General features: G+C 71.2%; 12 protein-coding genes. 7 read left to right on the top strand and 5 right to left on the bottom strand.

Translation table 11 applies throughout. The annotated features are described in order from the left end of the window. Positions 1-26 precede the first annotated feature (26 nt). A complete protein-coding gene (locus E1292_RS34950; protein WP_132601247.1) occupies positions 27-659 on the top strand; it encodes a TetR/AcrR family transcriptional regulator in 633 nt (210 codons plus the stop codon). Here the strand turns inward: E1292_RS34950 and E1292_RS34955 are convergent. From E1292_RS34955 to E1292_RS34965, 3 genes are read right to left on the bottom strand one after another with little or no spacing between them, the layout of a single operon-like run. Beyond that, the gene (locus E1292_RS34955) at positions 626-1,222 is read right to left on the bottom strand and encodes an MBL fold metallo-hydrolase (RefSeq protein ID WP_132601250.1); all 597 of its coding nucleotides are present in this window, start codon (positions 1,220-1,222) and stop codon (positions 626-628) included. The two genes, E1292_RS34950 and E1292_RS34955, sit on opposite strands and share 34 nt — an antisense overlap. 28 nt (positions 1,223-1,250) lie before the next feature. Beyond that, entirely contained in the window at positions 1,251-2,486 is a 1,236-nt protein-coding gene (gene xseA / locus E1292_RS34960; RefSeq protein WP_132601253.1) for an exodeoxyribonuclease VII large subunit, read from the bottom strand. Positions 2,487-2,544: 58 nt separating this feature from the next. Continuing rightward, on the bottom strand, positions 2,545-3,546 hold the full coding sequence (locus tag E1292_RS34965; protein WP_132601256.1) for a DUF8129 domain-containing protein: 1,002 nt from the start codon (positions 3,544-3,546) through the stop codon (positions 2,545-2,547). Positions 3,547-3,647: 101 nt separating this feature from the next. Here E1292_RS34965 and E1292_RS34970 point away from each other — a divergent pair, with 101 nt between their 5' ends. The 3 genes from E1292_RS34970 to E1292_RS55165 all read left to right on the top strand — a co-directional run bounded on the left by E1292_RS34970 (position 3,648) and on the right by E1292_RS55165 (position 5,058). After that, positions 3,648-4,613 (top strand): 4-hydroxy-3-methylbut-2-enyl diphosphate reductase, encoded by a 966-nt coding sequence (locus tag E1292_RS34970; RefSeq protein ID WP_132601259.1) that lies wholly within the window; start codon positions 3,648-3,650, stop codon positions 4,611-4,613. 86 nt (positions 4,614-4,699) lie between these two features. Further along, on the top strand, positions 4,700-4,915 hold the full coding sequence (locus tag E1292_RS34975; protein WP_132601262.1) for a hypothetical protein: 216 nt from the start codon (positions 4,700-4,702) through the stop codon (positions 4,913-4,915). Positions 4,916-4,929: 14 nt separating this feature from the next. After that, positions 4,930-5,058 (top strand): hypothetical protein, encoded by a 129-nt coding sequence (locus E1292_RS55165; protein WP_281284110.1) that lies wholly within the window; start codon positions 4,930-4,932, stop codon positions 5,056-5,058. A 441-nt stretch (positions 5,059-5,499) separates the two neighbouring features. On the opposite strand, the gene E1292_RS34980 is transcribed toward E1292_RS55165, so the two are convergent. Then, positions 5,500-6,009, bottom strand: coding sequence for a DUF6542 domain-containing protein (locus tag E1292_RS34980; protein ID WP_132512158.1), 510 nt, complete (start codon positions 6,007-6,009; stop codon positions 5,500-5,502). 14 nt (positions 6,010-6,023) lie between these two features. Next, positions 6,024-7,295: a DNA recombination protein RmuC gene (locus tag E1292_RS34985; RefSeq protein ID WP_132601265.1), complete on the bottom strand. Its 1,272-nt coding sequence runs from the start codon at positions 7,293-7,295 to the stop codon at positions 6,024-6,026. Between the two features lie 96 nt (positions 7,296-7,391). Here E1292_RS34985 and E1292_RS34990 point away from each other — a divergent pair, with 96 nt between their 5' ends. The 3 genes from E1292_RS34990 (at position 7,392) to E1292_RS35000 (ending at position 9,627) form a co-directional block, all read left to right on the top strand. Beyond that, the gene (locus E1292_RS34990) at positions 7,392-8,123 is read left to right on the top strand and encodes a hypothetical protein (RefSeq protein WP_132601268.1); all 732 of its coding nucleotides are present in this window, start codon (positions 7,392-7,394) and stop codon (positions 8,121-8,123) included. A gap of 11 nt (positions 8,124-8,134) precedes the next feature. Then, positions 8,135-9,211: a redox-regulated ATPase YchF gene (gene ychF / locus E1292_RS34995; RefSeq protein ID WP_132601271.1), complete on the top strand. Its 1,077-nt coding sequence runs from the start codon at positions 8,135-8,137 to the stop codon at positions 9,209-9,211. A 116-nt stretch (positions 9,212-9,327) separates the two neighbouring features. Next, positions 9,328-9,627 (top strand): hypothetical protein, encoded by a 300-nt coding sequence (locus E1292_RS35000; protein ID WP_132601274.1) that lies wholly within the window; start codon positions 9,328-9,330, stop codon positions 9,625-9,627. Positions 9,628-10,585: the final 958 nt, after the last annotated feature.

The raw sequence follows: 10,585 nt of genomic DNA on the forward strand, positions 1-10,585 counted from the left end.
CCGTTTACAAGCGGTATGCTCCCACCGTGTGCGGACGCCGAACCTTGCCCCTGATCGGGCAGCCCCAGCCGGAACGGGCCGACGCCGCCCGTAACCGACGGAAGATCATCGAGGTGGCCGCCAGCATGATCGCCGAGCACGGCGCGGACGACATCTCGCTCGACGAGGTGGCCCGCGTCGCCGGCGTCGGGGTCGGCACGGTCTACCGGCGCTTCGGCGACCGCGCCGGGCTGGTCCTCGCCCTGATCGACGATCGGGAGCGGCAGTTCCAGGAGTCGTTCCTCACCGGGCCGCCGCCGCTCGGGCCCGGCGCCCCCGCCGCCGAACGGATCACCGCGTTCCTGGACGCTCTGGTCGGCCGCGTCGTGGCCCAGCAAGGGCTGTTCGCGCAGCTGGAGAAGTGCGGCAAGACCATCCGGTACAGCGGGCCGTACCGGGTGCACCACGTCCACCTGGCCACGCTGCTCGCCCAGGCCTGCCCGAACGCCGACCCGGCGTTCCTGGCCGACGCGCTCCTCGCGCCCGTCAACGCCCGCCTGATCGCCTTCCAGCAGGAAGAGCGCGGCATGACGATCGGGGAGATCAAGGCCGGCCTGGCCCGGCTGGCCACGGTGGTCACCTGCGGCTACGGCGTCCCGCCCGGAGGCAGCCAGCGGTAGCCGTGGCCGGTCTCCTGGGCCAGCCACCCGTTCACGCTCGCCAGCCCGCGCTCGTTGACCTGCGCGTCATGGATCCCGTACGCCCGCCGCGGCCGCACCGCGCGTACGAAGTCGATCACCTCGGCGGTCTTCAGCCACGACGCCTGCAACGGCACCAGCAGCGTCTCCACCGGCTCCTGCGGCACGTACAGCGAGTCGCCGGGATGGTAGAGGGCGTGCTCGATCAGGTAGCCGAGATTGGCACAGTCGGGCAGACCGCCATAAATCTGCGCGTGCCGCCCACCGCAGGCCCGCACGTGGAAGCCCGCCACCGAGAGCTCGTCACCGGCGCTCACCGGCGTGTACGGCAGCCGCCCCAGGTCGGCCCCGGCCGGCGCGTACACCCGCACCCCGGCCCCCAGCAGCCGCAGCACGTCAGCGTGGTCGCCGTGCTCGTGCGTGACCAGCACGGCGTCCGCGCCGTCCAGAGCGGAGGGCTCGCTCCACGTCCCCGGATCGATGACCAGCCTGCGCCCCTCATGTTCCACGCGGACGCAGGCATGCGTGAACCTCGTGACCTTCATACGCCGGACGTTAGGCCATGCGGCGAAGTCACGCGCCGCCCGTTCCTCCTGCCGTCTCTCCGGGCTCCTCGGCGCGCACGGTCAGCCGGTCGTCCGTGAGGCGGATCGTCAGCACGGTGCCGGGGGAGACGTCCTTCGCCCGGCGCACCACGTCACCGGACGGGTGCTGCACGATGGCGTAGCCGCGCTCCAAGGTGGCGGCCGGAGACAGGGCGATCAGCCGGGCACGCAGGTGGGTGAGGTCGTCGGACGCCCGGTCGAGCGAGCCGGTCAACGACCGTCTGGCGCGCTCGCGCAGCGCGTCCACCTGCTCGGCCCTTCGTTCGAGCTCGCGTACGGGATCGGCCAGCGACGGCCGCGACCGTACCGACGTCAGCCATGACATCTCGCGGTCGAGCCAGCCGCTCAGCACCCGCCGGCCCCGGTCGCGCAGCTGGCGCACCAGCGTGAGCTGCTCGCCGACGTCGGGCACGACCTTCTTGGCCGCGTCGGTAGGGGTGGACGCGCGTACGTCGGCCACCAGGTCGAGCAGCGGGCTGTCCTGCTCGTGGCCGATCGCGCTCACCACGGGGGTGCGGCAGGAGGCCACCGAGCGCACGAGCGTCTCGTCGGAGAACGGCAGCAGGTCCTCCAGCGAGCCGCCGCCCCGGGCGATGACGATCACGTCGACCTCGGAGTCGGCGTCGAGCCTGCCCAGCGCCTCGGTCACCTCGCCCACCGCGTACGGCCCCTGGACGGCCACCTCCTCGACCTTGAACCGCACGGCGGGCCAGCGCCTGCGGGAGTTCTCCAGCACGTCGCGCTCGGCCGCCGAGTCGCGGCCGCAGACGAGCCCGATCGTGCCGGGCAGGAACGGCAGCCGCCGCTTCCTGTCGGCGTTGAACAGCCCCTCGGCGGCCAGCAGCTGCCTGAGGCGTTCGAGCCTGGCCAGCAACTCGCCCACGCCGACCGGGCGGATCTCCATCGCGGTGAAGGCGAACGATCCTCTGTTGACCCAGAAGTCGGGCTTGACGTGCACGACCACCCTGGCGCCGTCGGCCGGTCTCGGCATGGCCGCCTCATAGACCCCTCGTGGGGCGGTGACCCTGGCCGACACGTTGGCGACGGGGTCGCGCAGGGTCATGAACACCGTGCCGCCGCGGGCGCTCAGGTCGGTGATCTGGCCCTCGACCCAGACGGTGCCGAGCCTGCCGATCCAGCCGCCCACCATCTGCAGGACAGTGCGGATCGGCAAGGGTGACTCGGGCGAGGTCTTCGAGGTCATGGGGGAAGACTACGCGGCGGGGAAGCACGCTTCCCCGAGGGCCGGACGTTTCCTCCCGCTACTCGCCGGCTCGCAGCTTGGCGAGGCGGTTCTCGAACATGCGGATGACCTCGGCCCTGGCCTTCGTCGCCTGCTCGTAGGCAAGGAATCCGCTGATCTGCTCGGCGGTCTTCCCGCGCATCCGCGCGCGCAGGGAGGCGACGGTCAGCTCCGCGTAACCGGGCAGCGGCTCGGCCAGGTCGGTCGCCGCGGCCGTCACGGGCTCGGGCGCGGCGACCGGCTCGGGTGCGGCGGCGGGCTCGGTGGACGCCGCCGGCTCCGGCGCGGCGGCCGGCTCGGGCGCCGCAGCGGGCTCCTTGGCGGCGGATTTCCTGGCGGCGGGCTTCCTCGCGGCCTTGGGCTTGGCCCGCGTCGCCTTCGGCTTCGCCGCGGGCGTCGCGGCGGCGGCCGGCTCGTCGGCGGCGTCCGTCTTCCCGGCGGCAGGCCCGGCCGCCACGTTCGTCTCCTCGGCGACGGCAGGCGTGGCGGCGGCCTCCTCCGTGACCGCCGGCTTGTCCGTGACCGTGGGCTTGTCCTCGACGGCGGGCTCGACAGCGGGCTCGGCGGCCTTGGGCGTGGCGGGCGCGACCGCTGCCTCCGCGGCCTCCGCGGCCTTGGCTTCTGCGGCCTTGCCTGTGGGCGCGGCGGGCTCGGCGGTGGCGGGCTCCGCCTTGCCGGCCGGGGCGAAGATGACCGGGTCGGGCCTGGTCTTGCCGGTGCCGTTCGGCTCGGCGGCTCCCGGGCGCGGGGCGAAGATGACCGGCTCCTTGCGGGCGGGCTTCTCCTCGTCCTCCGCGGCGGGCGCGGCGAGCTGCTCGGCGGCGGGGCGGGAGTCCTGCTCCTCCTTCTCGCCCGACCCCTTGATGGAGTTCTTCACCCGGTCGACGAGCAGCATCGCCTGCCCGGCGGCGCTGAGCGCGGTCTGGGCGACGAGGAGCGGCAGGTCCTTGGCCTTCTCCTTGAGCTCGTCCTTGTTGGTAACGGTTTTGGCGATGTTGCGTATCACGTCGCTGAGGGACATGTACGTCTCCCTGGGAGGTCAGTATTGGACGGCCAGTGTGGCAAACCGCGGGCGGCCACGCACGCGCGGGCCTACCGGCCGCTCCACGTAGCATAAGAAGTATGGAGCCCCAGACCCCCACTTCCCGCCGAGTCCTCGTAGCCAAACCGCGTGGCTACTGCGCCGGAGTCGATCGAGCCGTGGTAGCGGTCGAGAAAGCCTTGGAGCAGTATGGTGCGCCGATCTACGTGCGCAAGCAGATCGTCCACAACACCCACGTCGTCAAGACGCTCGAGGCCAGGGGCGCCATCTTCGTCGAGGAGACCGAGGAGGTGCCGGAGGGGGAGATCGTCGTGTTCTCCGCCCACGGCGTCGCGCCCGTCGTGCACGAGCAGGCCAGGAGCCGCCGGCTGCGCACCATCGACGCCACCTGCCCGCTGGTCACCAAGGTGCACAACGAGGCGAAGCGGTTCGCGGGGCAGGACTACGACATCCTGCTGATCGGGCACGAGGGCCACGAGGAGGTCGAGGGCACCTCCGGCGAGGCGCCCGACAACATCCAGCTGGTCGACGGGCTCGACGCGGTCGACAAGGTGCAGGTGAAAGACCCGAGCAAGCTCGTGTGGCTGTCGCAGACCACGCTGTCGGTCGACGAGACCACCGAGACGGTCGCCCGGCTCAAGGAGCGCTTCCCGACGCTGATCGACCCGCCGAGCGACGACATCTGCTACGCCACCCAGAACCGGCAGGTCGCGGTCAAGGAGATCGCCGCCGACTCGCAACTGGTCATCGTGGTCGGCTCGGAGAACTCCTCCAACTCCAAGCGGCTGGTCGAGGTGGCGAAAGACTACGGCGCCGAGGCCGCCTACCTCGTCGACGACGCCACGTTCATCCGTGACGAGTGGCTCGACGGCGTCACCACGGTCGGCGTGACCAGCGGCGCGTCCGTTCCGGAAGAGCTCGTGGACGGGGTTCTGGCGCGGCTGGCCGAGCACGGGTTCTGCGACGTGACGGAGGTGCGGCCGGTCGACGAGCGCATGCGCTTCGCGCTGCCCCACGAGCTGCGCAAGGACCTGCGCGTCTCCTGATCGTCCGCGCCGAACCGGGCGGCCGTCCCGTGACGTCCAATGCGTCATGAAGAGAGACGTGACGGCGGCCGCCCCTGCTCGGATCCGTGAGCGTCTTCTGCGCTTCGATCGTCGGGCTCGGTCTCGCCGTGGCGTCGATGGAGCCCCCGCGCAATCTCCACGAGATCGCCTTGGCGTCGGCGCTGAAGTCGCTCGTCACCGTGGTCCCGATCGTCAAGGCCTTACTGTTCGCCCCCAGCAGCCCGTCGTCGGTGCCGCTGTTCGTCAACGCCCTGTTCTGCGGCGCCGGGGGGCAGCGCTGACGGCCGTGGCCGCCATGATGGTCCGTCGCGGCGTGCCGCTGGGCTCGCTGCTGGCGGCGCTGGTCGGCGGGTGCCGGCTCGGCTTCTCGCTCTTCGGGGCCTTGACCCTCTTCCCGCGGGCCGTGGATGAGGGCGCGCCCTGATACGTCTGGTCCACCACCGTCCTGTTCGGCCTCGCCGCGGTGTCGTACGTCCTGGGCCTGTGGGCCATCCCGCGTGGTGGTATCGGTCGCGGCGGTCGCCGCGGGCCTCGCCGCGATCGCCAGGACGGCGGCCAGGCGAGGCGAATCGAAAGGCGTGCTGATCGCCGGAGGGCTCATCGCCCTGCCCGGCCGGCGGAACGCCACGGACGCAGGCCGCGGTGTTCATCTGGGGCCTGGTGTACGTCCTCTTCCTGGTGATCGCCGCCACGCTCACGCCCTTCGTCCTGGGCGACGGCGACGAGCCCGTGCACGAGGTGGTCGTCGAAGGCCCCGTGCGGTACGTGCCGGCCGTCCGCACGGTCCTCGCCTGCTCGGCGGCGGCGTTCGTGGCCGCGTGCGTCCTGCTCGTGCGACGGCCGCCCGGAGCCCTGGTGACGTGCCTCAGTCGTCGCCGCGCGGCGTGCCGTACACCTTCGGCTCGAAGTAGCCCTCCGGCTCGGGCACGAACGGCTGGCGCGGGCGCGGCACCTCTGCGCCGGCCTTCAGCTCCTCGCGCAGGTCGCGTACGTTGTCACGCAGCCCGCGCCGCCACGCGACGCCCAGCACGGCGGCCGAGCCGGCGAACAACCATGGCGCCCCCTGCGTCAGCGACGTGTAGAGCCCGAGCGCCAGCGACTGCACGATCGACACCGAGCCGAACGCCCGCCCGAGCTCGACGAAGAGCGTGGCGCAGAAGAACACCAGCGGCGGCGTCACCACCAGCGACAGCAGCTCGCGCCGGTTGACCAGCAGCACGCCCAGCAGGCTGGCCAGGACGAACGCGGCGCCCACCAGGTGGGGGACGTCGAGCAGGGCGGTCAGCACGTAGCCCGCGAGGGTGGCGACCAGGGAGAGCGCGATGGCGCCGCGCGCGGTCAGCTTGACCGCCGAACGCCTGCCTTTCCCGGCCACTGGCCCACCCCCGTCTACTGCGACCCGTTGGCCAACTTACCGTTCGGGTGCGAAATCAGTGACGAGGTTGGCTGAGAAGCGGTTTCGAGCAGCTCGGGTGAGGCGAGGGGCCTGGGCAGCCCTTCGAGCATCTCCGGGGAGTCGAGGTCGCCGTCGACGACGCCCAGATCGTGCAGCTTGCGCGCGGTGACCAGCACGCGGCTTTCTAGCGATCCGACCGACTTGTTGTACGCCTCCACGGCCCGCGTCAGCGCCCTGCCGAGCGAGTCGACGTTCCTGCCCAGGGTCGAGAGCCGTTCGTACAGCTCCTTGCCCAGCTCGAACACCGCCCGCGCGTTCTCGCTGAGCGCCGCCTGCTGCCAGGCGTAGTGCGCGGTGCGCAGCATCGTGATCAGCGTCGTCGGCGTGGCGATGTGCACCCGCCGCGTCATGGCGTATTCCAGCAGCCCGGGGTCGCGTTCGAGGGCGGGCGCCAGGAACGCCTCGCCGGGGATGAACAGCACGACGAACTCCGGCGACGGGTTGAACCCCTGCCAGTAGGACTTGGCGGCCAGCCGGTCGATGTGCTCGCGCACGTGCCTGGCGTGCGCGTCGAGCCGGACCGTCGCGAGCGACTCGTCGGACGCCTCCGCGGCCTCCAGGTAGGCCGCCAGCGACACCTTGGAGTCGACCACGATGTTCTTGCCGCCGGCCAGCCTGACGACCATGTCGGGCCGCATGGAGCCCTCGCTGACCTGTTCGTCGAAGTCGCAGTAGCGCTGCATCCCGGCGATCTCGGCGACCCTGCGCAGCTGGAGCTCACCCCACCGGCCACGCGCCTCGGGCCGCTGCAGGGCCCTGACCAGGGCGGTGGTCTGGGAGCGCAGCTGCTCGTGGCTCTGGCGTACGAACTCCATCTGCTTGGCCAGCTCCGCACGCGCGGCGCGCTGGCCCGACTCGGTGTCGCGCAGCTGCGCCTCGACCCGTGACAGGGCGTCCTTCAGCGGCTCGACCAGGTGCTCGACGGCCTGCCTGCGCTGTTCCAGGTCGCCGGTGGCCTCGGCGCGGCTGGCGGCGAGCCTGGTCTCGGCCAGTTCGAGGAAGCGCACGTTGTTGACGTCGAGCGCGCGGGTGGACAGGGCCTGGAAACGCTCGGCGAGCTGCTCCTCGACGTAGACCAGCTTCTCCGCGGCGGACCTGGCGCGCGCGTCGGCCTCGGCCACCCGCACCGCCGCTCGTGTCCTGGCGACGAGGAAACCGATGAGCAGCCCGACGGCGAGACCTGTGAGAAGCGAGATGACATCCACTTCATCGATGATTGCAGGACTCCGGGGCGCGGATCCCCCCGACACGCTTGGGCGTTCCGCTTGTGCGCCCCGACCGTCGTCGCCGAGAGTAGTGGGATGGACACGCTCGCGAAGCAGGTGGTGGTGGGCGTCTCGGTGGCGGTGGCGCTGGTGGCGCTCGCCGGGGCCGTCATCGCCGGCGCGGGGAAGAGCTCCCGGCCCGAGCGGACGCCCGGGCCTGCCGCTTTGCGCTGGTCGCCGGGCGCGTGCGTCACCGGCGACTTGGCGCTGACCCCGTGCAACGGCGGAGCCTCCGAGGTGGTGGCCATCGCTCCCGACCCGCCGGGTCCGGGTGACTGCCCTGAGGACACCGACGACGTCCTGCGCGTCGGGCCGGGCCGTACGGCGTGCGTACGCAACTTCCTCGACCCGCACCCCGGAGCCCCCGGCGGCGGGGGCGGCCTGCTCAGGGTGGGCGACTGCGTGGCGCTCGACGGCCGCGAGCGGCCGTGCGCCCGGCCCGGCTGGTACGGCAGGGCCGTCGCGATCACGCCGGACGCCGCCGCCTGCCCCGAGGGCACCCTGGACACTCTCGGCGGCGGCTCCAGGACGATCTGCCTGGGCCCTGGCGGCCAGGTGCTCGACCGGGGCGCGTGCGTGGCGCGGCCGCCGGGCCGGGTGGCCGACCGCTCGGACGTCACCCGGGTGGCCTGCGGCTCGGCCCGGGCGTGGGCCAGGGTGCTGTCGTTCGAGACGGCCGCGGGGAGTTGCCCGGCGCGCTCCGAACGTTATCTGCGCTCCGCCTCCGCCCCGCGCCCGGTGACCTGTCTGGACGTGCTGAGCAAGTAAACTCGACGTCCGTGAGTCTCTCCATCGGCATCGTCGGCCTGCCCAACGTCGGCAAGTCCACGCTCTTCAACGCGCTGACCAAGTCCGGCAACGCGCTCGCCGCGAACTACCCGTTCGCCACCATCGAGCCCAACGTGGGCATCGTGGGAGTGCCCGACGACCGCCTGCCCAAGCTGGCCGAGATCTTCGGCTCGGCCCGCATCCTGCCCGCCAAGGTCGAGTTCGTCGACATCGCGGGCCTGGTCAAGGGGGCTTCCGAGGGGCAGGGCAGGGGCAACCAGTTCCTCGCCAACATCCGCGACACCGACGCGATCTGCCAGGTCATCCGGGTCTTCAACGACCCCGACGTCACCCACGTCGACGGCGAGATCTCCCCCAAGCGCGACATCGAGACCATCAACACCGAGCTGATCATGGCCGACCTGCAGACGGTCGAGAAGGCCATCCCGCGCCTGCAGAAGGAGGCGCGCAACAACAAGGACAAGAAAGTCGCGCTCGAGGCCGCGGAGGGCGCCCTGCGGGTGCTGGAGACCGGCAAGACCATCTTCGAGAGCGGTCTCGACCGCGACGAGCTGGGCGAGCTGCACCTGCTGACGGCCAAGCCCTTCCTGTACGTGTTCAACCTCGACTCCGACGAGCTGGCCGACTCCGCGCTGAGGGAGCAGCTGTCCACGCTGGTCGCGCCGGCCGAGGCCGTCTTCCTCGACGCCAAGATCGAGTCCGAGCTGGTCGAGCTCGACGAGGAGGAGGCGCTCGAGCTGCTGCAGTCGGTCGGCCAGGAGGAGTCGGGCCTGCGCCAGCTGGCCAGGGTCGGCTTCGAGACGCTCGGCCTGCAGACCTACCTGACGGCCGGCCCGAAGGAGACCAGGGCCTGGACGATCAGCAAGGGCGCCACGGCGCCGGAGGCGGCCGGCGTGATCCACACCGACTTCCAGCGCGGCTTCATCAAGGCCGAGATCGTCTCCTTCGACGAGCTGGTCGAGGCGGGTTCCATCGCCAACGCCAGGGCCGCCGGCAAGGCCCGCATCGAGGGCAAGGACTACGTCATGCGCGACGGCGACGTGGTGGAGTTCCGCTTCAACGTCTGACCGGGCGGTCCCGGGAAAGGAATGGACGTCTGATCCCGGGACGACTGATGCGTCAACCTCCGCGGGCGTCCGCGCGTCGAATCGTCACGGCGTTCACGCTGACTCGGGAGACCCTCATGATCCGACGCATCATCCGGAAACGACGCCCCGCACCCACGCTCACGGGCATCAGCCTCGAGGAGGAGCTGGCCCTGATCAGGGTCGAGCTCATGTACGGCCTGCGTGTCAACCGCGAGGCGTACCTCCGCAGGAAGGTCGACGAGCGCGACGAGATGGCGACCCGCATGCGCGAGCAGGGCCCCGCGGGCATGCTCGCCGATCTCCGCGGCTCCCTGGAGCGGGCGGTGCAGCCGACGGTCGTCGACCTGGAGAGCAGGCGCCGGTCGCACTCGTCTCAGGACCCTGAGCCCGCCTGACGCTCCGCCCCCGTTCGTGACCTATGCCGAATCCGCAGGTCGCGAGAGTCCTTGCGCGATTTGGACAGGAATCCGTGGCCGCCGCGCTATGCGGTTTTAGGCGTTTGGCCTGGTCAAAAGCTGTTTACACCGGGAACTCACTGGAATCGGGTCTGGGCCCTGTCATGCGGGCCCGGTTTGCCGTGAGGACGGTCATGCCGCAGCATGGGCGTGGCTTTCCTGGAACAATGGCGGAGACCGGATAGGGTGACTACTTCACCGCGGATGATGGGGATCGGCAACGGACGACACCGCGCCAGCCGGGGGGATCGGCGCGAGCGGAGGCGTGATGGCTCGTAGGTCTACCGTCCAGCACGATCCTCGGATCGCTGGCGAGCCCGAGCTTTCCGCGCGCCTCGACACAGACGACTTCGCCGCGCCGCCGCCTCGCCGGCCCCGGCGCGGCGGCTGGTCGGGAGGCGGCGGACGGTGGCTGGTATGGACCGGCCGCATCATTCTCTGGGCACTTATTGTGGTTGTCGTCGTGAATGGGGTTCGTGCCCCATTTGAGAGGTTTACCCAGCAAGAGGTTGCCGCGCCCAATGGCGCGGTGCAGGAGCACCACGGATTCCCCGCCGAGCGCGGCATGGCATTCGCCGCCCAGTTCGCGGGCGTCTACCTCAATTTCAACCCCGACGACGCGGCGAGCAGGTCCAGCAAACTCGCCGCGTTCCTGGCCCAGGGCATGGACCCGCAAATGGGCTGGGACGGCTTCGGCAAGCTGGCGGCCGTCGCCATCCAGGCCTACGACATCGAGGCGACCGACGCCCACAACGCGGTGGCGAGCGTGGCCTTCCAGACCGGCCCGCGCAGGATGATGTTGTCGGTCCCGATCTACTACTCCGGCGACGACGCCGGAGAGAGGTTCGTCGTCTCAGGGCGTCCGGCGATCCTGCCCGCCCCTGTCTCTTATACTNAG

Source organism: Nonomuraea deserti (assembly GCF_004348685.1).
Lineage (GTDB): Bacteria > Actinomycetota > Actinomycetes > Streptosporangiales > Streptosporangiaceae > Nonomuraea > Nonomuraea deserti.

What these genes read in the sequence shown, in the direction of transcription:
- E1292_RS34955 (WP_132601250.1), bottom strand. Translation starts at nt 1,222, where the DNA reads ATGAAGGTCACGAGGTTCACGCATGCCTGCGTCCGCGTGGAACATGAG.
- xseA (WP_132601253.1), bottom strand. Translation starts at nt 2,486, where the DNA reads ATGACCTCGAAGACCTCGCCCGAGTCACCCTTGCCGATCCGCACTGTC.
- E1292_RS34965 (WP_132601256.1), bottom strand. Translation starts at nt 3,546, where the DNA reads ATGTCCCTCAGCGACGTGATACGCAACATCGCCAAAACCGTTACCAAC.
- E1292_RS34970 (WP_132601259.1), top strand. Translation starts at nt 3,648, where the DNA reads ATGGAGCCCCAGACCCCCACTTCCCGCCGAGTCCTCGTAGCCAAACCG.
- E1292_RS55165 (WP_281284110.1), top strand. Translation starts at nt 4,930, where the DNA reads ATGATGGTCCGTCGCGGCGTGCCGCTGGGCTCGCTGCTGGCGGCGCTG.
- E1292_RS34990 (WP_132601268.1), top strand. Translation starts at nt 7,392, where the DNA reads ATGGACACGCTCGCGAAGCAGGTGGTGGTGGGCGTCTCGGTGGCGGTG.
- E1292_RS35000 (WP_132601274.1), top strand. Translation starts at nt 9,328, where the DNA reads ATGATCCGACGCATCATCCGGAAACGACGCCCCGCACCCACGCTCACG.